Source organism: Actinomadura citrea (assembly GCF_013409045.1).
GTDB classification, from domain to species: domain Bacteria; phylum Actinomycetota; class Actinomycetes; order Streptosporangiales; family Streptosporangiaceae; genus Spirillospora; species Spirillospora citrea.
Genome location: NZ_JACCBT010000001.1, coordinates 3,411,127 through 3,432,859, shown reverse-complemented (window position 1 = coordinate 3,432,859; position 21,733 = coordinate 3,411,127). Strand labels below are relative to the sequence as shown.

Annotated in this window: 17 protein-coding genes and 1 pseudogene; 7 read left to right on the top strand and 11 right to left on the bottom strand. The window is 72.2% G+C overall.

Annotation, left to right across the window (positions count from 1 at the left end; all coding sequences use genetic code 11):
- The first annotated feature begins 2 nt into the window (after positions 1 to 2).
- The gene (locus BJ999_RS16155; RefSeq protein ID WP_179834064.1) at positions 3 to 1,151 is read left to right on the top strand and encodes an acyl-CoA dehydrogenase family protein; all 1,149 of its coding nucleotides are present in this window, start codon (positions 3 to 5) and stop codon (positions 1,149 to 1,151) included.
- A gap of 100 nt (positions 1,152 to 1,251) precedes the next feature.
- The gene (locus BJ999_RS16150) at positions 1,252 to 2,004 is read left to right on the top strand and encodes an FkbM family methyltransferase (protein ID WP_179834063.1); all 753 of its coding nucleotides are present in this window, start codon (positions 1,252 to 1,254) and stop codon (positions 2,002 to 2,004) included.
- A gap of 13 nt (positions 2,005 to 2,017) precedes the next feature.
- Here the strand turns inward: BJ999_RS16150 and BJ999_RS16145 are convergent, their stop codons facing one another.
- The 3 genes from BJ999_RS16145 to BJ999_RS16135 form a co-directional block, all read right to left on the bottom strand.
- The gene (locus BJ999_RS16145; protein WP_179834062.1) at positions 2,018 to 3,043 is read right to left on the bottom strand and encodes a hypothetical protein; all 1,026 of its coding nucleotides are present in this window, start codon (positions 3,041 to 3,043) and stop codon (positions 2,018 to 2,020) included.
- 9 nt (positions 3,044 to 3,052) lie between these two features.
- Complete coding sequence (locus BJ999_RS16140) at positions 3,053 to 4,027, bottom strand: LLM class flavin-dependent oxidoreductase (protein WP_179834061.1); 975 nt, start codon at positions 4,025 to 4,027, stop codon at positions 3,053 to 3,055.
- Between the two features lie 89 nt (positions 4,028 to 4,116).
- On the bottom strand, positions 4,117 to 4,593 hold the full coding sequence (locus BJ999_RS16135; RefSeq protein ID WP_179834060.1) for a MarR family winged helix-turn-helix transcriptional regulator: 477 nt from the start codon (positions 4,591 to 4,593) through the stop codon (positions 4,117 to 4,119).
- 160 nt (positions 4,594 to 4,753) lie between these two features.
- On the opposite strand from BJ999_RS16135, the gene BJ999_RS16130 reads away from it, so the two are divergent.
- The 3 genes from BJ999_RS16130 (at position 4,754) to BJ999_RS16120 (ending at position 9,153) form a co-directional block, all read left to right on the top strand.
- Entirely contained in the window at positions 4,754 to 5,167 is a 414-nt protein-coding gene (locus BJ999_RS16130) for a DUF4260 family protein (protein WP_218935080.1), read from the top strand.
- Positions 5,168 to 5,337: 170 nt separating this feature from the next.
- Positions 5,338 to 7,317 carry a WD40 repeat domain-containing serine/threonine protein kinase gene (locus BJ999_RS16125; protein ID WP_179834059.1) on the top strand — a complete coding sequence of 660 codons (1,980 nt, stop codon included), beginning with the start codon at positions 5,338 to 5,340 and terminating at the stop codon, positions 7,315 to 7,317.
- Positions 7,318 to 7,320: 3 nt separating this feature from the next.
- A complete protein-coding gene (locus tag BJ999_RS16120) occupies positions 7,321 to 9,153 on the top strand; it encodes a WD40 repeat domain-containing serine/threonine protein kinase (protein ID WP_179834058.1) in 1,833 nt (610 codons plus the stop codon).
- A 26-nt stretch (positions 9,154 to 9,179) separates the two neighbouring features.
- Here BJ999_RS16120 and BJ999_RS16115 read toward each other — a convergent pair.
- The 8 genes and pseudogenes from BJ999_RS16115 to BJ999_RS16080 all read right to left on the bottom strand — a co-directional run.
- Positions 9,180 to 10,565, bottom strand: a pseudogene (locus BJ999_RS16115) (FAD-dependent oxidoreductase); the annotation flags it as partial.
- Positions 10,549 to 11,433: a tryptophan 2,3-dioxygenase gene (locus BJ999_RS16110; protein WP_179834056.1), complete on the bottom strand. Its 885-nt coding sequence runs from the start codon at positions 11,431 to 11,433 to the stop codon at positions 10,549 to 10,551. The pseudogene BJ999_RS16115 and the gene BJ999_RS16110, both read right to left, overlap by 17 nt.
- Before the next feature lie 39 nt (positions 11,434 to 11,472).
- A complete protein-coding gene (locus BJ999_RS16105) occupies positions 11,473 to 13,551 on the bottom strand; it encodes a dipeptide ABC transporter ATP-binding protein (protein WP_179834055.1) in 2,079 nt (692 codons plus the stop codon).
- Between the two features lie 26 nt (positions 13,552 to 13,577).
- Complete coding sequence (locus BJ999_RS16100; protein WP_179834054.1) at positions 13,578 to 14,507, bottom strand: ABC transporter permease; 930 nt, start codon at positions 14,505 to 14,507, stop codon at positions 13,578 to 13,580.
- Positions 14,504 to 15,451, bottom strand: coding sequence for an ABC transporter permease (locus BJ999_RS16095; protein WP_179834053.1), 948 nt, complete (start codon positions 15,449 to 15,451; stop codon positions 14,504 to 14,506). Before BJ999_RS16095 ends, BJ999_RS16100 begins: the two co-directional genes overlap by 4 nt.
- Positions 15,452 to 15,501: 50 nt before the next feature.
- Complete coding sequence (locus BJ999_RS16090; RefSeq protein ID WP_179834052.1) at positions 15,502 to 17,358, bottom strand: ABC transporter substrate-binding protein; 1,857 nt, start codon at positions 17,356 to 17,358, stop codon at positions 15,502 to 15,504.
- A gap of 23 nt (positions 17,359 to 17,381) precedes the next feature.
- On the bottom strand, positions 17,382 to 18,458 hold the full coding sequence (locus tag BJ999_RS16085; protein WP_179834051.1) for a dipeptidase: 1,077 nt from the start codon (positions 18,456 to 18,458) through the stop codon (positions 17,382 to 17,384).
- Positions 18,455 to 19,822 (bottom strand): amidohydrolase family protein, encoded by a 1,368-nt coding sequence (locus tag BJ999_RS16080; protein ID WP_179834050.1) that lies wholly within the window; start codon positions 19,820 to 19,822, stop codon positions 18,455 to 18,457. Before BJ999_RS16080 ends, BJ999_RS16085 begins: the two co-directional genes overlap by 4 nt.
- A 175-nt stretch (positions 19,823 to 19,997) precedes the next feature.
- On the opposite strand from BJ999_RS16080, the gene BJ999_RS16075 reads away from it, so the two are divergent.
- Positions 19,998 to 20,738 (top strand): IclR family transcriptional regulator, encoded by a 741-nt coding sequence (locus BJ999_RS16075; RefSeq protein WP_218935079.1) that lies wholly within the window; start codon positions 19,998 to 20,000, stop codon positions 20,736 to 20,738.
- The gene (locus tag BJ999_RS16070; protein ID WP_179834048.1) at positions 20,731 to 21,678 is read left to right on the top strand and encodes an ornithine cyclodeaminase family protein; all 948 of its coding nucleotides are present in this window, start codon (positions 20,731 to 20,733) and stop codon (positions 21,676 to 21,678) included. The genes BJ999_RS16075 and BJ999_RS16070 overlap by 8 nt, the downstream gene beginning before the upstream one ends.
- Positions 21,679 to 21,733: the final 55 nt, after the last annotated feature.

Below are 21,733 nucleotides of genomic sequence, written 5' to 3'. Positions count from 1 at the left end.
CAATGATCGACTTCACGCTCGGCGAGGAGCAGGAGGAACTACGGCGCACGGTCGAGCAGTTCGCCCGCGAGAACGTCGCCCCGGTGATCGGGGACCTGTACGAGCGCGGCGAGTTCCCCTACGAGATCGTCGCCGCGATGGGGAAGATGGGGCTGTTCGGGCTCCCCTTCCCGGAGGAGCACGGCGGCATGGGCGGCGACTACTTCACGCTCTGCCTCGCCCTGGAGGAGCTGGCGCGCGTCGACTCGTCCGTCGCGATCACCCTGGAGGCCGGGGTGTCGCTGGGCGCGATGCCGATCTACCGGTTCGGGTCCGCGGAGCAGAAGGAGCGGTGGCTGCCGCCGCTCACCTCCGGCGAGCGGCTGGCCGGCTTCGGGCTGACCGAGCCGGGCGGCGGGTCGGACATCCCCGGCGGCATGCGCACCACCGCCCGGCTGGACGGCGACTCCTGGGTGATCAACGGGTCCAAGGCGTTCATCACCAACTCCGGCACCGACATCACCGCGTTCGTGACCGTGACCGCGTTCACCGGCGACGGCGAGATCTCCACGATCCTCGTCCCGAACGGGACCCCGGGCTTCACGGTCGGGCGCAAGTACTCCAAGGTCGGCTGGGCGGCGTCCGACACGCGGGAGCTGTCGTTCGACGACGTCCGCGTCCCGGCCGAGAACCTCGTCGGCGAGCGGGGCCGGGGGTACGCCCAGTTCCTGCGGATCCTGGACGAGGGGCGCATCGCGATCGCCGCGGTGTCGGTCGGCCTCGCCCAGGGCTGCGTGGACGAGTGCCTGCGCTACGTCCGCGAGCGGGAGGCGTTCGGCAAGGAGATCGGCCGCTACCAGGCGATCCAGTTCAAGGTCGCCGACATGGAGACCCGGGCGCACACCGCCCGGCTCGCCTACTACGCGGCGGCCGCGAGGATGCTGGCGGGCGAGCCGTTCAAGAAGGAGGCCGCCATCGCCAAGCTGGTGGCCTCCAACGCCGCCATGGACAACGCCCGCGACGCCACGCAGGTCTTCGGCGGTTACGGCTTCATGAACGAGTACGCCGTCGGCCGATTCTACCGCGACGCGAAGATCCTGGAAGTGGGCGAGGGCACCTCGGAGGTGCAGCGCATGCTGATCGCCCGCGCCCTCGGCCTCCCGCCGTCCTGACGCGCACCGCGCCCGGCGGCCCCCGATGCCGCCGGGCGCGCCTCTCCGCGCAACGCCGGGTTCCCGCCGGTGGCGGAGCCCGGCGCGGTAAGGTCGGCGGATGCTGCTGCGCGCCTACGGGATCGCTCGCTCACTGGTCATGTACCACGGAATTCCGGGCAGGCACCGGCGCGCGTCGCGCCTCTACGGAGAGTTCCTCGGGCCCGACGACATCGCGTTCGACATCGGCGCGCACGTGGGCGGCCGGGTGCGGGTGTGGCGGGGGCTCGGAGCGCGCGTCGTCGCGGTGGAGCCGCAGCCCGACTGCCTGCGCGTCCTGCGCCTGTTCTTCGGCCGCGACCGCGGCGTCGTCCTCGTGCCGGGCGCCGCCGGCGCCGAGCCCGGACGGGCGCACCTGGCCCTGTCCACCGCGACGCCGACGGTGTCCTCGATGTCGCCCGGCTGGATCAAGGCGGTGACGACGGACCGCGGCTTCGCCCGCGTCCGCTGGGACCGCTCGATCGGCGTCGACGTGACCACGCTGGACGAGCTCATCGCCGTCCACGGCGTGCCGGCCTTCTGCAAGATCGACGTCGAGGGCTTCGAGGCGGACGTGCTGGCGGGGCTGTCCCGGCCGCTGCCCGCCCTGTCGTTCGAGTACGTGCCGTCCGCGCACGACGCCTCCCTGGAGGCGTTGGACCTCGTGGACCGGCTGGGCGACTACGTCTACAACTACTCCCCCATCGAGACGATGCGGCTGGCCAGCCCCCGCTGGCTCGATGCGGCCGAGCTGCGGCGGCGGCTGGAGAGGATCCGCCCGCGCGGGCGGTCGGGTGACATCTACGCGCGTCTCCGCGAATCCGGCAGGCCCTGAGCCGCGGTCCGGCTCAGCCGGAGGACGTCACGAAGGCGGCGAGCCGGGCTTCCACATCCTCACGAGGCAGCTCGCGAAGGCTGACCCTTGATTCCAGCGCCTCGTGCAGGACCGGGTACATGTTCGTCGGGGACCACTGGGCGTGGATCGATCTCTCGTCCAGGAACAGGGTGGGAAGGCCCCCGACCACGGGGACCGCTTCGAAGGGTGCGGAACCGGGGAAGAACATCGCCGGCGCCCCGCCGGCGCCCGGGTAGTGGAACCCGATCCGCTGGTGCTCGATCAGCTCTTGCGCCTCCTGGTGTTCCTGCGGGGTCAGGCCCTGGTTCCGCGCGTACCGCACGAGCGCGGGGTCGGTCGGCTCGGCTCCGAGGTAGCCGGGGCCCGCATGGCGTTCGAGAGCGTCCTGGGCGAGCGCGAAGAAGTGGTACATCCGGTCCTGGACGCCGGTCAGGCCGACGACGAAGCCGCGCCGGCCGCGCGGGTCGAGCAGCAGGATCTCCCGGCCGTCCAGAAGGGCGAGCACCTCGCGGACGTAGTAGAGGGTCTCGTAGTGCTCTTCCAGTTCGTCCACCAGCGGCGCTACGTGGGGCCGGGCGCGCAGACGCCGCCGCGCGCCCTCGTCGCGGCTGAGCATCGTCATGGCCGCAAGGAGGACGAAGGGCAGGGTGTGGTGGGCGCGGACGAGGTCGGGAGACACCCGGAACAGCTCGTCCTGCGCGCTCACCCCGCCCTGCACCACGAACTCCTTCGCCAGGCCCAGGTAGCGCTCGGTCATCTCCATGACCGCGTCGACCGGGACCGTCACCGAGCCGCCCCGCTCGACGAGCACCCCGCACACGAAGGCCATCATCCCCGCGCGGAAGACGTCGCCGGCCCCGAGCGAGGCGGCCAGTTCCGCCATGGCGGCGTCGACGTCGGTGATGGACCCGAGGAACGCCTGCACCTCGTCCCGGCCGATCAGGTCGGTTCCGGCCCGGCATTCGCCCAGGTCACTCGACTGCCGGACGAACTGCGCGATCCCCACCGTCTGCGACATTCGATCATGCTAGCGGCGGACGGGCCCCGAGCGCCGCGCCTTCGGCGAGGGGCCGTTCTCCTTCGCGACCGCTTCGCGGACGGCGGGGGCGATCTCCTGCCCCCAGCGGGTGACGGAGGCGAGGTCCTGCGTCCCGCCGCTGGGCGAGAAGAGGGTGAACCCGGACGCGCCGTGCTCCAGGACCGCTCCGGTCAGCTCCTCGGCCCACTGCTCGGGGGAGCCTCCGATCCAGCGTCCGTCGCGGTCGCGCGTGGCGGGCAGCGGCCGGTCGGTCACGCGTCCGGGCAGATTGAAGATCGTGCGTATCTCGCGCGGGTCGCGGCCCACAGCCGCGGCGGCCTCGTCGATCACCGGCCGCGACGTCCGGTAGCGCTCGCTGAGCCAGTCCGCGGCGTGGCCGGGGATCCAGCCGTCGGCCACCCGGCCGGTCGCGGCGAGGGACCTCGGGCCGACCGACCCGGTCCATACGGGCGGCGCGGCCACGGGAGCCGGCTCGATCTCCTCCACCCGGTAGTGGCGGCCATGGTGGGTGACGGGCGGGCCGCCGCCGGCCAGCTTCCTGACCAGGACGATCGCCTCTTCGAAGGCGTCCACCGCCGCACCCGGCGACAGCCGCGGCACGCCCATGTCGGAGATCCGATCCCACAGCCCGCCCGCGCCCATGCCGAGCACGACGCGGCCGCCGGAGAGCGCCGACAGCGACGTCACCGTCCGCGCGAGCATGGGAGCCGGCCGGGTCGGCAGGTTCGTGACGTTGGCGAAGCCCGCGATGCGCTCGGTGCGGCCGAGGACGAAACCGATGGCGGCGTAGGCGTCCAGGCGTTCACCGAGGTAGGGGTGGTCCGACAGGGAGAAGTGGTCCAGGCCGTCACGGTCGGCCTGCTGGGCCATGCGCAGCAGGCCGGCCACGTCCTCGACGCCGGAGTGCGCGCCGAACCCGAACAGGGGCAGGCCCTCGCCGCCGGCCGCAATCGAAGTACTCATCATTCCGCGCTCCGCACTACAGAGTTACAGTTCGTATCACGAACCATATTAGTTCGTAGCGCGAACTGCAATCCTTCCGGCGGAAGGCCTCAGCGCCTGCGGGCCGCCCCATCGTCGGGTTCGGCGAACACCACCGGGACCTGGTTGTCCAGCACGACGCGGCCGAGCAGATCGGCGAGGGCGCCGCGCTCGGCGTCACTGAGCCCCTTCGGCAGCCGGTCGATCCGCCGGCAGGTCTCGGCGTAGAAGTCCTCGACGAGCCGGCTCCCCTCGGGGGTCAGGGCGACCCTCACCGCGCGCAGGTCCCGCGGGTCGGGCTCGCGCCGGACCAGGCCGTTGCGCTCGGTGCGGTCCACCAGGCCGGTGAGGCTCGACTTGGCCAGCCCCAGCGTCGCGCCCAGTTCTCCCATCCCCAGCGGCCGCGCCATCAGCACGCACAGCAATTGCCCCTGCTGCGACGTGATGCCGTACTCCCGCGCCGACTCGCCATAAACGGCGTTCACGAGAAACGCGCCTCGCACCAGCGCCGCCACGACACCGATCCGGCCCTCGTCTTCTTTGCCCACGCGACCAGGGTATCCCGGCAGTTCGCGCGACGAACTACCGCGCCGCCACCCCGCGCGCCCCGTCGGCCCCCACGCGACCGTCAGACGATAGCTTGACAGCTAAGGCTCTTAGCTTTAAGTTGGCTAACGTCGTTAGCCAACGTTCGGAAGGGCCGTCATCGTGAGCGCAGCCGCCACCCGGGGCAAGGTCTCCGGCATCCGCACCGTCCGCCGCGCCGCGTGGTCCGCCGGCGCGCTCTTCTGGACGGCCTTCGCAGTCCTCGAAGGCGTCAACCACGGGTGGCTCGCGGCGATCCTGGCGGTCGCCTTCTTCATCGCCCCCGACCTGACCTTCCTCGCCGGGCTGCGGGACGCCGCCACCACCGAGCGCGGCCGGCTCTCGCCGCGCGCCGTGCCGTACTACAACGCCGCGCACCGGGCCCTGGTGCCGTTCGCGCTGATGGTGGTCTACACGGTCACCCCTGTGACCTGGGCTCCGCTGTTCGCGGGCCTGTGCGGCTGGATGGCCCACATCTCCGTCGACCGCGCCTTCGGCTACGGCCTCCGCACCAAGGAAGGCTTCCAGCGCCACTGACCCCAGGCCCGGGTCGACGAAGATCCGGCCGGCGGGTTCCCCCTCCCGGGAGAGCCGGCCGACCGGCAGGGTTCATGCCGTGCGTCACACCGGGTTCGAGGCGCTGTCGAAGGAACACTCGCGTCTGCTAGAAAATCCCGGACCCTTCCAGGCCCGACGACGGGTGGCACATGGAACCCCTGCATCCCGGAGATCCCCGGCGGATCGGACCGTACGAACTGGAGGCACGGCTGGGCGCCGGCGGCATGGGGCAGGTGTTCCTCGGGGTCTCGCCCGGCGGCCGCGGCGTCGCCGTCAAGGTCATCCGCGCCGAGCACGCCGAGGACGAGCGGTTCCGGAGGCGGTTCGCCCGCGAGGTCGAGGCGGCCCGCCGGGTGGGCGGGTTCCACACCGCGCAGGTCGTCGACGCCGACCCGGAGGCCGACCCGCCGTGGCTGGTGACCGCGTTCGTCCCCGGGTCGACCCTCCGGGAGGTGGTCGCCGAGCACGGGCCGCTCGATCCGGACGCGGTCCGGGCGCTCGCGGCGGGGCTGGCCGAGGGCCTGGCCGCGATCCACGCGTGCGGGCTCGTGCACCGCGACCTCAAGCCCGGCAACGTCATCATGGCGGCGGACGGGCCCCGGATCATCGACTTCGGCATCGCCCTCGCGACCGACGCGACCGTGCTGACCTCGCACAACGTGGTCGTCGGCACCTACGCCTACATGTCGCCGGAGCAGGTGCTCGGCGAGATGCCCGGCCCTCCCGGCGACGTGTTCTCACTCGGCTGCGTGCTCGCCTACGCGGCGACCGGCGGCGGCCCTTTCGACGCCACGTCCATCCCGGCGATCGTCCACCGCGTCCTGCACGAGGAGCCCGACCTGCCGGGGCTGCCCGGCGACCTGAGCAACATGATCGCCGCGTGCCTGGTCAAGGATCCCGGGCGGCGGCCCGCGCTGGACGCGCTCATCAGCGCGCCGCAGAGCATCGAAGCCCCCGCTCCTGCACCGGCGGGCCCGTCCCTCCCGGACGACGACGCGGTCGGCACGCACGCGAACGCGACGCGCGTCGCGACCCGGCAGCAGGACGCCCCGGCCGTCGCGCCGGCCGGCCCGGCGCCCGTCCGCCGGCGGGCGCTGCTCATCGGCGCGGGCGCCGTCACGGCGGTCGCCGCCGCGGCCGTCCCGGCCGCGCTGTTCCTGACGAGGGGGGACGGAAGGCAGGAGGCGGCGCCCCCGGCGCCCGCCCCCCGCCCGAAGGGCCTGGTCTCCCCCAGCGGGTCGCTCACCGCCCCCGGTGTCAAGACCCTCAACGAGGTCGCCATCACCGCCGACGGCCGGACCGTCGCCGCCGGGGGCCTGGACTCCACGATCACGCTGTGGGACGTCGCGACCGGACGCGTCCTCCGGACGATCGAGAAGACGGGATGGGTGAGCGCGCTGGCGTTCAGCCCGGACGGCCGGTCCTTGGCGAGTTCCTGCAGCACCCCCGGCCTCCTGCTCGTCTGGGACGCGGCCACCGGCCGCCTCAAGGTGAACGTGCGGAGCGGCGAGTTCGGCCTGAACTCGCTGGACTACAGCCCGGACGGCCGCACGATCGCGGGCGCCAACCCCGACGCCCGGCTCTTCGACGCCGCCACCGGCCGCGGGCTGGCGTCGTTCGACCTGCGCCACAGCGGCGTCAACGCGATCGCCTACAGCCCGGACGGCGGGCTCGTCGCGGTCGGCGTGGACGGGTACCACGACAAGCCGCCCGGCAAGACCGTCCAGCTCCTCGACGGCCGGACGCTTCGCAAGCGCGGTCAGCTGGTCGGCCACACCTCGAACCTCACCGGCGTGGCGTTCAGCCCCGACGGGAAGCGGCTGGCCAGCAGCGGCGCGGACAAGACCGTCCGCCTCTGGGACCTCGCGTCCCGGCGCGCCGTGCGCGTCATCAAGGCGGGCGAGGCGACGGTGAAGGACACGAGGTTCTCCCCGGACGGCTCGTCCGTCCTCGCCGCCTGCTCGGACCGGACCATCCGGATCTGGAACGCCGCCACCGGCGTGCTCACCGCGACGCTCGTCGGCCACTCCCAGCCCGTCGAGCGGATCGCCCTCACCCCGGACGGCCGGACCGTGGCCGGCGTGGGCGGCACCAAGGCCGACGGCACAGTGACCCTTTGGAAGGTCTGACCCTTGGATCCGCTCCGCAGTGACGACCCCCGCCAGGTCGGCCCCCACCGGCTGGACGGGCGGCTGGGCGCCGGCGGCATGGGCGAGGTGTTCCTCGGCTCCTCACCGAGCGGGCGCAGGGTCGCGGTGAAGGTCGTCCGCGCCGAGTACGCCGCCGATCCCGGGTTCCGCAAGCGGTTCGCCCGCGAGATCGAGGCCGCCCGCAAGGTCGGCGGGTTCCACACCGCGCAGGTCGTCGATGCCGACCCTGAGGCCGTGTCGCCCTGGATGGCGACCGCGTTCGTGCCCGGCCCGTCCCTGAGGCAGGTGGTGGCGCGCCAGGGGCCGCTCGCGCCGCCCGCGGTCCGCGAACTGGGCCGGGGGCTCGCCGAGGGCCTGGCCGCGATCCACGCGTGCGGGCTGGTGCACCGCGACCTCAAGCCCGGCAACGTCATCATGGCCCCGGACGGCCCCCGGATCATCGATTTCGGCATCGCCCGCGCGTCCGACGCGACCGCGCTGACCTCGACCGGCGCGGTCGTCGGCACGTTCTCGTTCATGTCGCCCGAGCAGGTGCGCGCCGACGCCACCGGCCCGGCGAGCGACGTGTTCGCGCTCGGCTGCGTGCTCGCCTACGCCGCGCTCGGCCGCGGCCCGTTCGACGCGCCGACCATCCCCGCGATCGTCCACAAGATCATCGGCTCGCCGCCGAACGTCGCCGGCCTCACCGACCCTCCCCTGCGCGACCTGATCGTCCGATGCCTGGAGAAGGAACCCGCGCGGCGGCCGTCCGTCCAGGAGATCCTGACCGGGCTCCCCACCGAACCGTCGCGCCGGGTGCCCCGCCGCGCGTTCCTTCTCGGCGGAGCGGCGGTGGCGGCGACCACCGCCGTCGCCGTCCCGGCCGTCCTGCTGTGGCCCTCGGACGTGCCGGCCGAGCGGAACGTCCCGAAGACCCCGATCGGCGTCCCCACCGGCCTCGTCCTGCCGAGCTCGGAGGTCGCGCTCTTCGACGTGGCGTTCTCCCCCGACGGCAGGTCCCTGTGGGGGGCGGGCTTCTCCTCGATCCTGCGCTGGGACCTCGCAACTGCCCAGGTCACCAGCCGTGAGATGAAGGACACCGACCAGACCTACCGGCGGCCCATGGTCTTCAGCCCGGACGCCGGGACCCTCGCCACCGGCGGCGCCGACGGAGCCGTCCACCTCTGGGACGTGGCGTCCGGGCGCATCCGCAAGACCTTCACCGGAGCGCGGGGCGTCCAGGCGCTCACGTTCGGCCCGGACGGCCGGTCGCTCGCCGTCAGCGGCGGAAACGGCCCCGGCCACGTGCAGATCTGGGACACCGTCACCGGGAAGACCGTCCGGATGAAGGCCGACTACTACGCCAACGCCCTCGCCTTCTCCTCGGACGGCAGGACACTCGCCGGCGGCCGGTCCTACTCCGGACGCTTCACCCTCTGGAACGTCTCGGACGGCGGCGGCACCGAGGTCTCTCCCCTCAACGCCACCGAGGTTCCGTGCCTCGCCTTCAGCCCGGACGGAGAGGTCGTCGCGGCCTCCACCGGCGGCTACTACGGCTACGAACTCCGCAACGCGGACGACGGACGGCTCAAGACCAGCATCAGGGACCTTAAGGGCGAGGTCCAGGCCCTCGCCTTCAGCCCGGACGGCGGCACCCTCGTCACCGCCGACAAGAAGAACATCCGCCTGTGGCACGTCCCGACGGGCCGCAACACGGCGACGCTCCCGGGCGACGCCGACGAAGAGCAGTCCGTGACCTTCTCCCCCGACGGCCAGAGCTTCGCCACCACCAGCGGCGCCGGCACGACCCACCTCTGGACCTTCGCCCCCGCCTGACATCCGGGAGCGTGCCGTGACCGTCCTCATGGCTCACCGACGGGCGCTGGCAGGGGGCGGCGCCCCTGGATGGCGACCCGCCGCAAGCCGATCGCGGCCGCGATCCCGGCTACCGTCGCCGCCCCTGCCAGGAAGCGCCATTGGTGCTTCGCGCGGCGTTCTACCCGTGCATAGGGCTTGGTGGAGAACGAGACGAGTTCGTAGCGGGACGCCCACACCCCGGGCAGGGCCTTCTGCAGCGCGAGCTCGGTCTTCCGGGTGAACGTGAACACCGGGGAGGCGACCCTGTCGCGCATCTCGACGAAGTTGTCAAGCGCCATCCGCGCGATGGCGTCGGCGTTGTCCTTGCGCTGCTTCTCGTACCGCGGCAGGGCGAGTTCCCAGGTGCCGGCGGTCTCGGTGAGGCAGCGGTCGAGTTCGACGACGTCCTCGAAGGCGCAGTTGGCGCCCTGCCCGTAGAACGGGACGATCGCGTGGGCGGCGTCGCCGATCAGCGCCGTCCGGCCGCCCGGCACGTGCCATGTGTCGCACCGGACGGTGCCGAGCCTGCCCACGGGATTGCCGAGATAGTCCTCCACCAGGCCGGGAGAGAGCGGCGGCAGGTCCGGATAGCGGGCTTCGAAATGCTCCTTCACGGCGGCCGGGGTGTCGAGCGAGGCGAAGCCCGACGGGCCCCTGTACGGCCAGAACAGCGTGCAGGTGAACGACCGGTCGGGGTTGGGGAGGGCGATCATCATCGCGTTCCCGCGCGGCCAGATGTGCAGCGCTTCGGGGTCCAGGGCGAACGCGCCGTCCACCGCGGAGATGGTCAGTTCCTTGTATCCGTGGTCGAGGAACTCGACGTCCTCCCGGATCACGCCGGCCGCCACCAGTTGCGCGCGGGTGGCCGATCCGGCGCCGTCCGCGCCCAGCACCACCGACGCGCTGACGCCTACCGTGCCCTCGGAGGTCTCGAACCGGAGCTCGCCGGTCACGGGGGCGAGGCCGGTGAGCCGGTGGCCGAAGTGCAGCGTCACGCCGTCCGCCGCCTCGGCGGCGTCGATCAGCGCGTTGTTGAGCGCGCCCCGGCTGATCGAATTGATCGCCTTGTCGCCGTCCCGGCTGTACGGCTGGAAGTCCCGGGGCCCGGCCACGGGGTGGATCATCCGTCCGCGCATCGGCAGGGCGTCCGCCATGACCTGCTGCTCCAGGCCGACACGGCGGAGGGCGTCCAGGCCGCGTTCGGACAGGGCGAGGTTGATGGAGCGTCCGCGCTCGCCGTCGCCGACGCGCGGGTCGGGCCTGCGCTCGTATAGGGAGACCTGATGGCCGCGCCTGGCGAGATAGCAGGCGAGGAGGGATCCGGTGAGCCCGGCTCCGACCACGGCGATGTCGACCTTCGTCATCCTTGCTCCCCTACATGTACGTGCGGGCCGACCACAGCTCCGGGAAGACCTCCCTGGCCATGCTGCGCTGGAGCCATTGGATCCCGTTCGAGCCGCCGCTGCCCGCCTTCGCGCCCATCGCGCGGCGGACCGACATCAGATGCTGGTAGCGCCAGTCGCCGAAACGCTCGGCGACGTCGGTCAGGGCCTCGCCGAGCATGCGGAGGTGGTTGTCGGGTCCGGTGTCCGTGTAGACCTCCACCCAGGCGCCTTCGACCGCCGGGTGCGGCTGGTGTTCCTGGGAGTGGTCCCGGCCGAGCAGGTCGGCGGGGATGTCGTGGCCCTTCCGGGCGAGCAGGGCGACGGTGTCGTCCCAGAGGCTGGGTGCGCGCAGCGCCTCCGTCAGTTCCGCGTGGACGTCGGGCTGCCGTCTGAACGGCCGGACGAGAGACGCCGTCCTGAGCCCCAGCAGGAACTCCAGGTGCCGGTACATCGCGGACTGGAAGCCCGAGCCTTCGCCCAGCTTGTCGCGGAAACGGTTGAAGTCGGTCGGCGTCATCCAGCGCAGGCCGCGCCAGCCCGCGTTGAGCCCCTCCAGGTGCAGGGAGGCCCTGCGCAGCGGCGGGAGGGCGCCCCACACGTCGTCCTCCCGGATCAGGCGCTGCCCTTCGCGCAGTTCATGGCGGAGGAGCCCGAAGTACAACTCCATCACCTGGCTGATCACCAGGAACGACATCTCTCCGGGATCGTCGCTCAGCGTCTGCTGAAGGGTGTGCAGGGTGCCGGCGTGGATGTAGGCGTCGTACGGCACCCGGCCGGTGAACGCCAGGGTGGGCTCTCCCCCGCCGGCGGCGGCGCGGTCGACGCGCTCCTGCTCCGTCACCGGGCAGACGGAGGGTTCGAGGTCGGTGTTCACCGGTGTCCCTTCTGCGAGTCTCTGCGGTCTGCGCCGGCGTCAGCCGGCCTGGGCGGCGGCGGGCTGCGGCTCGCGCAGCGGGAAGTGGCACGCGGCCGAATGGCCCGGATCGAAGCCGCGCAGCACCGGTTCCTCCTCGGCGCACCGGGCCTGCGCGCGCGGGCAGCGGGTGCGGAAGCGGCAGCCGGACGGCGGGTCGAACGGGCTGGGCATCTCGGCGTCCATGCCGTCCTGGTCGCCGGGAGGTTCGGCGGCCGGGTCCGGTTCGGGGATCGCGGCGATCAATCCGGCGGTGTACGGGTGCGCGGAGCGCAGGTAGATGTCGTCCGGGGAGCCGATCTCGACCAGCTTGCCCAGGTACATCACTCCGACCGTGTCCGCCAGGTAGCGGACGACGGTCAGGTCGTGGGAGATCACCACGTAGGTGAGCCCGTGCTTCGCCTGGAGCCGCCTCATCAGGTTGAGCACCTGGGAGCGGATCGAGACGTCGAGCGCGCTCACCGGCTCGTCGGCCACGATCACACGGGGGTTGAGCGCCAGCGCGCGGGCCAGCGCGATGCGCTGCCGCTGTCCGCCGGAGAACTCGTGGGGGTAGCGCTCCAGCACGCTGTGCGGCAGGCCGACCTCGTCCAGCAGGTCGCGGATCGCGGCCGACTGCTCCCTCGCCGAACCGATCCCCTGGGCGGCGAACGGCTCGCGCAGGATCGCGCCGATCCGCATGCGCGGGTCGAGCGCGTCGAACGGGTCCTGGAACATCATCTGGAGGTTGCGGCGGTGTCGGCGCAGCCCCCGCCCGCGCAGCCCGCCGAGCTCGGCTCCGAGGGCGGTGACACCGCCGGACGACGGCTTCTCCAGCGCGACGATCATCCGGGCGAGGGTGCTCTTGCCGCAGCCGGACTCCCCGACCAGCCCGAACGTCCGGCCCGGCTCGACCTCGAACGACACCCCGGACACGGCCTTGACGCCGCGCCGCGCACCGCCCCGCAGCGACCTGCCCGCGGCGTACTCCCTGGCCAGGTCGTCGACGGCGAGCACCGGTCCGGCCGGCCGTTGCGGCGCGTCCGCGGTCTCCGGCGCGGTCTCCGCGTCGGGCGCGGCCGGCGCGGTCGCGCCGAGCGGTCCGTCGACCGGGTTCCAGCACGCCAGCGCGTGCCCCGGCCGCTCCTCGGCGAGCACCGGCTCCTCGCTCCGGCAGCGGTCGGTGGCGTGCGCGCACCGGGCGGCGTAGCGGCAACCCGCGGGCGGGTGGGCCAGGTCCGGCGGGGAGCCGGCGATGGAGTAGAGGGCCTGCCCGCGCGGCTGGGTCAGCCGCGGCGTGCAGGCCAGCAGGGCCTGCGCGTACGGGTGCCGCATGCCCGTGAACAGCTCCCCGGTGCGGGCGCTCTCGACGATGCCGCCGGCGTACATGACGCTGACCCGGTCGGCCCACTGCGCGATCACGCCCATGTCGTGGGTGATCAGCAGCATGGCCATGCCGAGCCGGTCCTTCAGATCGTGCAGCAGCCGGAGGACCTGCGCCTGGACGGTCACGTCGAGCGCCGTCGTCGGCTCGTCCGCGATCAGGACCTTCGGCTCGCAGGACAGCGCCATGGCGATCATGACCCGCTGCCGGAGCCCGCCGGACAGCTCGTGCGGGTACTGGCCGAGCCGTTCGGCGGGCCGGGCGATGCCGACCAGCGCGAGCATGTCCAGCGCCCGGTCTCGGGCCTCCTTCGGGCTCGCGCCGCGGTGCAGCCGGACCGGCTCGGCGACCTGGTCGCCGATCGTCTTGGTGGGGTTGAGCGACGTCATCGGATCCTGGAAGATCATGGCGACCTCGTTGCCGCGGATCCGCTGGTAGTGCTTCTCCGGGAGGCCGACCAGCTCCCGTCCGGCCAGCTTGATCGACCCCCCGGCGACGCGTCCGCCGGGCGGCAGGAGGCCCATGACTGAGAGCCCGGTCATCGACTTCCCGCATCCGGACTCCCCCACCAGCCCGAGGGTCTCGCCCCGGCGCAGGCGCAGGTCGACGCCGCCGACCACGCCGACGTCCGACTTGCGCAGCCGGATGGTGGTGGACAGGCCCTCGATCGCCAGGACGCGGTCGTCGTCGGGTGCCGGACGGATGTCGGGGTTCATGTGCGACCTTCCTGCGTGGGCGGGCATCAGCGCCGCCTCAGCCGTACGTCGATCGAGTCGCGCAGCGCGTCCCCGACGAAGTTGAACGCCATGACCACCAGGACGAGGCAGGCGCCGACCGGGTAGATCAGCCACCAGGAGCCCGCCAGCAGGTAGGACACCCCCGCGGACAGCTGCGTCCCCCACTCGACGTCCGGGTAGTTGAGCCCGAAGCCGAGGAAGCCCAGCAGCGAGACCGCGATGATCGCGTCCGCGACCTGGAAGGTGATGTTGACGATCACCACGCCCAGCGCGTTCGGGATCAGGTGCCGGGCGACGATCCGCGCCTTGGTCGCCCCCATCACCGTCGCCGCCGCGACGAACCCGCGCGAGCGCAGCGTCAGCACCTCGGCCCGGACGAGACGGGCCGGCGCGAGCCAGGAGAACGCGCCCAGGATCAGGCTCAGCGACAGGACCGTGGAGCTGAACCGGGTGGCGACGATCAGCACGATGAACAGGAACGGGATCGACAGCAGCGTGTCGACCACGCGCATCATGAACCCGTCCACGACACCGCCGGCGAGCCCGGCGATCGTGCCGTACAGCGTGCCGATCCCGGTGGCGATCAGCGCCGCGAACAGCCCGATCTGGAGCGACGCCCGGCCGCCCAGCATGATCCGGCCGAGCACGTCGAAGCCCTGCGCGTCGGTGCCGAGCGGGTGCCCGCCGCCCGGCGCCAGCAGGCTGCTCACCGGGTCGACGGTGACCTGGTCGGTCGCGTACAGGTACGGCCCGGCGCCGCAGAACAGGACGAAGAAGACGATGATGCCGAGGCCGATGACGGCGAGCCGGTTCTGCAGGAACGCCCGCGCGGTGAGCCGCCATCCGCTCGTGGTCTCCGGGAGGCGCGCTCCGCGGTCGTCCCGCACGGTGCGGGGCGCCGTGCCGCCGGTCTTGTCGGTCACGGATTCGGTCATGCGCGCCGCGTCCTCGGGTCGGTGGCCGCCACCAGCAGGTCCGCCACCAGGTTCCCGAGGACGGTCAGGGTCGCGGCGACCAGCGTGTAGCCCAGCAGGACGGGATAGTCCTGGTTGTTCAGGCCGTTGAAGAAGAGCAGCCCCAGTCCCGGGTAGTTGAAGACGGACTCGACCACCAGGTTCCCCGCCAGCAGCAGCGGGATCGACATGCCGATCAGGGTCACCAGCGGCACGCAGGCGTTGCGCAGCAGGTGCCGGGTGAGCACCAGGCGCATGGACAGGCCCTTCGCCCGCGCCACCCTGATGTAGTCCTGCGCGAGCTGGTCGAGCGCCGCGGACCGCTGGTACCGGGAGTACATCGCGACCGTGACCCCGGTCAGCGTCAGCACCGGGAGCAGCATGGCGCGCGGCTCGGTGAAGATGACGAAGTTGGAACTGGACTGCGCCGCCTGGGCCGGCAGCAGGCCCAGCCCCATCGCGAAGAGCTGGATCAGCAGCATCGCGAGCAGGAACACGGGCATCGAGTAGGTGACGAAGGTGATCGTGGTCAGCACGTTGTCGCCGACGCTGTTGCGCTTCACCGCCTGGAAGACGCCGAGCGGGACGGCCACGCAGATCGCGAGGGCGAGCGCGACCGCCGACAGCATCGCCGTCCGGCCGGCGTTCTCCGCCAGCAGCGCGTTCACGCTCTGGTTCAGCTTGTAGGAGTGGCCGAGGTCGCCGTGGAGCAACCGGCCCAGGTAGTCGAAGTACTGGATGGCGAGCGACCGGTCGTAGCCGTGCTCCCGGTCGAAGGCGGCCACCGCCTCCGCGCTCGCCTGGACGCCGAGGATCGCCCGGCCGGGGGAGCCCGACATCCCGTGCAGCAGCAGGAAGGTGATCAGTGAGACGCCCAGGATCACGATCGCCGACGTTCCCAGCCGCCGCAGCACATACTGGACCACGCCCTTGCCTCCTTTCTCTCGATGGCCGTCTCCGGCTCCGGCGGGCCCGGCTACTTCAGGTACCAGTACTCGGGGGTGAGCACGCTGGCCGGCAGGTTGGCGAAGGAGTCGGACGGGCCGGACAGCGTGTCCTTCCAGGCCCAGATGGTGTGGGCGTTCGGCAGCCACAGCACCGGCAGGTCGGTCCGCAGATGCTCGATCTCGGCCTGGACGGCCTTGCGGTCGGCGCCGTGCACCGAGTCCCGGATCAGTTCGTCGGTCTTGGGGTCGCTGTAGGCGCCGACGTTGCCCGAGCCCTTGGTGTCGAAGACGCCCGACATGGTCGGGTACGGCTTCGTGCTGAAGCCGCCCCAGGTCGACATGGCCCACTCGCCGGCCTTCGAGGGCGCCGCGGGCACGTTGAAGTTCTGGATCAGGAAGCTGAACGTCTTCGGCGCGACCGTGACCGTCACGCCCAGCTTGCGGGCCGCCGAGGCGAACGCGGTGCTCACCGCGCTGTGCAGCTGCGGCTCGCTGCGGTAGAAGAGGTTGAACTTCAGCGTCTGCCCCCGCGGGATCCCGGCTCCGCACTGCGACGGCCCGGTGCCGGGGCGCTCGCACGTCGTGCCCCCGTCCGGCACCACCTTCCAGCCGTGGTCTTCGAGGAGCTTGCGGGCGGCGGCCGGATCGTAGGGGTACGGCGCGGTGGCGACGTTCCCGGACACGTAAGGCGAACTCGCCGGGGCGGGGCCGTAGCTCTCGACGGCCGCGCCGTTGTACATCCCCTTGCTGGAGATGTACCCGGGCTGGTCGATCAGATGCTGCAACGCCTGCCGGATGTAGTGCTGGGCGTAGAGCTTGTCGACGTTGCCGGTCGTGTCCTTGAAGTTGAGCATGATGAAGCTGAAGCCCAACCTGGGCGCACCGTAGACGTGGTAGCCCGCGGCCTTGAGCGCCGCCACCTGCCCGACATTGTTCTGGTCGACCGTGGCCACGGTCAGTTTGCCGCTGAGGAGCTGGTTGAACTTGGCCGTCTCGGAGGTGAACGGCCGGAAGTTCAGCGTCTTGATGTGCGGTCTCTGCGGCCCGGCGTACGCCTCGTTGGCGGTCATCGAGTACGCGTTCGTGGTCACGTCGAAGCTGCTCAGCCGGTACGGGCCGTTCACCGTCCGCCACAGCGGGTTCGTCGCGAACGTGGCCGGGTCCCGCGACGCCTTGTCGAGGTAGGCGTAGATCGCCTTGGCGTTCTCGGGCGAGGAGTGGTCGAGGATCGGCCCATCGGCCGACGTGCGGGACCACTGGTCGGCCGGGAGCGGGATGATGGAGGTCAGCTGGTTGGCGGTGAACCATTCCGGGTTGTACGCCTCTTTGAGCTTCAGCGTCACGGTGCTCTTCGAGGTCGCCTCGACCCCGGCGATGCTGTCGGGGAACTGGCCCGGGGTGTAGTCGGCCCAGTTGGCCGGGCTCTTCTTGAGCGCCGCCTTCACCAGGTCGATGAAGAAGACCACGTCATCGGCCTCGACCGGGTTGCCGTCGGACCACTTGTAGCCATCGCGCAGCTTGATGGTCACGGTCTTGTTGCCGTCGGAGAACTCCGGCAGGGCGGCCAGGCTGAGCGATTCGTCGACCTTGTGGCTCGCGCCCTGCGGGAACCAGTAGAGCGGCCGGTACATGAGCCGCTGGAACTGGTAGGTCACGAAGGTCGAGTTGAACGCGCCGGGCACGACCGGCAGCATGTAGAACGGTCCGGCCCCCGGCTGCTGCCCGATGTCGATGGCGCCGCCGTCCTTGGGCGTGCCGGTCTGCGCGGGCAGCGACCCGAACGTCTTGGCCCCCGGCTTCTGGGCGGTGGACGTCGCGCCGCCGCTGCACGCCGCGAGCGGCAGGAGCGCGACCAGCGCCCCGGCGAGGAGCGGGAGGCGCCGCATGGCTCCGCCTCTCGTGAAGAGTGTCATCGGCCCCAGACCGCCTTTGCGTAGTGGTGAAAGTTCAGGCCGAGGATCTTTTCGATCCGGCTCGCGGAGTAGCCGCGCTCCGTGAGCAGCCGCGCCAGCTCCCGGAACTGGTCGACGCCGCGCAGGTCGACGACGAACGGGTAGGTGTCGCTCCGCTCGCCGGCCGCGGACGCGCCGGCCGCCCGGCGCCGCGCCACCTGCTCGGCGAGCCGGTCGCGGTAGGCGTCCAGGTCGTCGATGGCGGTGATCGTCCCGTCGGTGCCGATGCCGACGTGGTCCTCGCCGCAGACGTTGACCGCGTGCGCGATGTGCTCCACGACGTCCGCCGCCGTGGCGTGCCCGGACGCGTTGAGGAACGGCATGAAGTAGATGCCGACGAAGCCGCCCCGCGAGGCGACCAGCCGCAGTTCCTCGTCGGTCTTGTTGCGCGGCAGGTCCACGAGCGCGCGGCAGCCCGTGTGGTTGATCGAGACGGGCTGCGCGGAGATCCGCGCCGCCTCCAGGCAGGTCCGTTCGCCGCTGTGCGAGAGGTCGACCATGAGGCGGTGCTCGTTGAGGGCGGCCACGACGTCGCGCCCGAGCGGCGTCAGCCCGCGGTTCTCCGGCGCCATCGAGCCGTCGCCGATCTGGTTCGCCTGGTTGTAGGTCAGCTGGACGACCCGGACGCCGAGCCCGGCGAACGTGCCGATCCGCTCGGCGCGGTCCTCGACGGCGGCGGCGTTCTGGAAGCCGTAGATGATGCCGATCCTGCGTTGCCGCTTCGCCTCGGCGAGGTCCGCGGCCGTGTCGATCCGCATCAGGTCCCGCGGGTGGGAGCCGATGATCGCGTCCCAGGTGCGGATCTCGTCCAGCGTGTGCTCGTAGGGCGGAAGGTCGCCCATCGTGTAGCCCAGCGTCACGTTGATCGCGGTCACGCCGGAGGCGTGCGCGTCCGCCAGCGTGCGCGCGTCGACGGTCAACTGCTCGCTGGTCTGGACGAGCGCACCGGACGCGGTGAGCGACGCCGGGGCGTTCGGGTTGTCCAGCCCGCCCAGCGCGTTGACGACGATGAAGTCCGCGATGTCGACGCTCACGCCGGCGTCCCCTCCTCGATGGTCGCGCCGGCCCTGGTGGCGGACGCGCGGTCGTAGTCGGCCCGGTCGTGGCGCCGTCCGCGCTTGACCGTCGTGATGACGCCGCGGAGATGGTCGATGTCCTCGTGCGGGTCGTCGGAGACGATCAGGAGGTTGGCGAGCATGCCGGGACGGACGGCGCCCATCGTGTGCTCCAGCCCCACGCCGGCCGCTCCGGCGAGCGTGGCGGCGCGGATCACCTCCCGCGTCGGCATGCCCATCGCCTCCACCAGGTAGCGGAGCTCGTCGTGGAGAGACGGGTACGGATCGCTCGGCGGGGACTCGTAGTCGGTGCCGGTGCAGATCGTGACGCCCGCCGCCCGCGCGCGGCCGATCAGCCGCCGCATGACGTCCGGCGCGAGTTCGGCCGCGCCCGGCGCGCTGGACGGGATCCTGGCCGTGAGGCTCGCGGTGGCGTCGAGGATCGTGCCGCGGCGGCGCATGTCGTCCAGCAGCCCGTCGACGGCGTCCGCCGGCGCGGCCATGAAGCGCTCGTAGGCGTCCGCGAGGTGCTCGCGCTGCTGCCGGTACGCCACCGGCCGGTCGCCGGCGAGATCGTAGGCGAGGTAGTGGGCGTGCGACACGACGTCGACCCCGGCCGCGACGACGTCGCGGGGCATCGCGGGGAAGACCGCCGCGTGCGCCCACACCCGCATGCCCTGCCGATGCGCCTCCTCGGTGATGCGGGCCACCAGTGCCGGCGCCAGGTCGGCGTAGACCTTGATGGCCGTCGCCCCGGTGCCGCGCGCCATCGCGACGGCCAGCCGAAGGTCGGTCCCGTCGTCGATCGCCTGCATCCAGGCCGTGGCGCCGGGGGTCGCCCCCTGCGACACCTGCCAGGTGCGCGGGTCGTCGAAGAAGCCGGGACCTGCCATCAGCGCCGCGTTGTGGACGTCGGGGCCGGGGATCTCGCCGACCAGCGCGGCGCGCGCCAGGTCGGCCATCTGCCGCAGGTCGCCGGCCATCTCGCGGATCGCGGTGACGCCGCCGTACAGCTGCCGCCTCATCAACGCCTCGGCCTGCTCGCGGTTCGGCGGCGTCGACAGGTGCTGGTGGGTGTCGATCAGGCCCGGCAGCAGGAACGCGCCCCGCAGGTCGACGGTCTCGGCGCCGGACAGGTCCGAGGAGCGGAGTTCGCCCTCGGGCGCGACCGCCGCGATCGTCGGGCCGTCCGTCACCACCGCCATGCCGTGCCGCGCGGGGGCGCCGGTCCCGTCGATCAGCGACACGCCGCGGTAGAGCACGACCTGCCCTGGTACGGCGGCGGCGAAGGGGGTGGGGGCCGGGTCGTTGCCGGCGATCGGTCGTTCGTCTCTGTCCACCATGGCGATCGCCCTGTCTCCGTTCTCGAGCCTCGCGAGGTGAGGGGGGTGCCTAGTCGATGTGTTACATACACCGTAACAACTGTTACAACATTAGCAACGTCTGATAATGTGCGTCAAGCATCGGAAAACGCTCAACGCCAGTGGAGGGAAGTTGCCCAGACCGGCCAGCTCTGCCGTGGACAAGGCCCTGGACCTCATCGAGACCGTCGTCCGGGCCGACCGCCCGCTTCGACTCAGCGAGCTGGCGAACGAGGCGGGGATGCACCGCGCCACCGCCTACCGCATCCTTCTCGAGCTGGTGCGGCGCGGCTGGATCATGCGCAGCGAGGACCGCTACCTGCCGGGCCCCGTCGTGCTCCAGTTCTCCCAGGCCGCGGCCGCGAACTCACTGGTGGTGCTGAGCCGGCCGGTGCTCCAGGCGCTGTCCGACCGGACCGCGATGATGGTGAACCTGCAGGTGCTCGAACCGGACGGCGGCCGGGTGATCGACGTCGTCCGGCCGCCGCGGCTCGCGATGATCACCGATCTGCTGGGCGAGCTGCTGCCGATCCACAAGTTCGCCGGCCCCCTCGCCCTGGTCTCCGCGCTGGACGAGGCCGCCCGGATCCCCTACCTGCGGGCCGCGGAGGAGCAGGGACACCCGGCGGCCGCCAGGGCCGACCTGCTGAAGGAGATCGACCGGACCCGGCGCACCGGCTTCGCGCTGGAGCGCGGGCGCAACGAGGAGGTCATCGCCTCGGTGAGCCGCGCGGTGCTCGCCGGCGGCGGGCGGCCCATCTGCGCCGTCACGATCGTCGGCCTGGACAGCGAGTTCGACGACGCCACCCTCGAGAAACTGCAGGACGACCTCACGTCCGCCACGGCCGAACTGGAGGGCGCGCTGAGCGGCACGGGCGACGGAGCCGGCGATGACTGACCCCGCGGGCGGCGGAGTCCTCGTCCTCGACCGGGAGCAGACCAGGGCCGCGTCGCCGCCGGACGCGGTGCTGGCGGCGGTGCGCACCGCGCTCGTCGCCGTCAGCCGGGGCGACGTCTCCGCCCCGGCGCGCGTCGCGGCCCGCTCGGCGCATGGGCTGCTGGGCGCGATGCCCGGATACGTTCCGCAACTCGGCCTCACCGCCAAGCTCGTGTCGGTCTTCTCCGCGGGCGGCCGCGGCTCCCACCGCGGCATCGTCGCCCACTTCGACGCGGAGACCGGCCGCCCACTGGCGATCATGGACGCCGAGGCGATCACCGCGGTGCGCACCGCGGCCACCGCGACCGCCGCCATGCTGGCCCTCGCCCGGCCCGGCGCCACCCGGTTCGCCGTGATCGGCACCGGCGCGCAGGCGCGGGCCCAGCTCGCCGTCCTCGCCGCGATGGACGCCGCGGAGGTCGTGGTCGGCGCGCGCGACCAGGAGAAGGCGGAGCGGCTCGTCGCGGACCTGTCCGCCGGCTCCGCCACCGGCATCGAGGCGGCGGTCAAGACGGCCGACGTCGTCTTCTGCTGCACGTCCAGCCGGGAGCCCGTGGTGCGCCGGTCCTGGCTCGCCGACGGAGCGCATCTCAGCTCGGTCGGCGGCTCCGACGGCCCGGAGTTCGACGCCGAGACCCTGCGGTCGTCATCGCTGTTCGTGGAATGGCCGGGCGCCGTGACCGAACCTCCACCGGCCGGCGCCTGGGAACTGCAGGGCACCGACCCGTCCGCGGCCACCCTGATCGGCGCCGTCCTCGACCGCCGCCACCCGGGCCGCCGCTCCGCCACGGAACTGACGCTCTTCAAGTCGACCGGACACGCCGCACTCGACGTCGCCGCCGCCTCGGTCGCCTACCGGGGAGCCCGCGACCGCGGACTGGGCATCACCGTCAACCTCTGACCCGGTGAGCGGCGAAGTACTTCCTCCCGGGGGCGATGAGTTCGGGGACCGGCGA

Excerpts from the sequence above, each read along its gene's own strand:
- BJ999_RS16145 (WP_179834062.1), bottom strand. The coding sequence starts at position 3,043 with ATGTCGCAGACGGTGGGGATCGCGCAGTTCGTCCGGCAGTCGAGTGAC.
- BJ999_RS16070 (WP_179834048.1), top strand. The coding sequence starts at position 20,731 with ATGACTGACCCCGCGGGCGGCGGAGTCCTCGTCCTCGACCGGGAGCAG.
- BJ999_RS16100 (WP_179834054.1), bottom strand. The coding sequence starts at position 14,507 with ATGACCGAATCCGTGACCGACAAGACCGGCGGCACGGCGCCCCGCACC.
- BJ999_RS16080 (WP_179834050.1), bottom strand. The coding sequence starts at position 19,822 with ATGGTGGACAGAGACGAACGACCGATCGCCGGCAACGACCCGGCCCCC.
- BJ999_RS16125 (WP_179834059.1), top strand. The coding sequence starts at position 5,338 with ATGGAACCCCTGCATCCCGGAGATCCCCGGCGGATCGGACCGTACGAA.
- BJ999_RS16105 (WP_179834055.1), bottom strand. The coding sequence starts at position 13,551 with ATGAACCCCGACATCCGTCCGGCACCCGACGACGACCGCGTCCTGGCG.
- BJ999_RS16090 (WP_179834052.1), bottom strand. The coding sequence starts at position 17,358 with ATGCGGCGCCTCCCGCTCCTCGCCGGGGCGCTGGTCGCGCTCCTGCCG.
- BJ999_RS16140 (WP_179834061.1), bottom strand. The coding sequence starts at position 4,027 with ATGAGTACTTCGATTGCGGCCGGCGGCGAGGGCCTGCCCCTGTTCGGG.
- BJ999_RS16150 (WP_179834063.1), top strand. The coding sequence starts at position 1,252 with ATGCTGCTGCGCGCCTACGGGATCGCTCGCTCACTGGTCATGTACCAC.
- BJ999_RS16155 (WP_179834064.1), top strand. The coding sequence starts at position 3 with ATGATCGACTTCACGCTCGGCGAGGAGCAGGAGGAACTACGGCGCACG.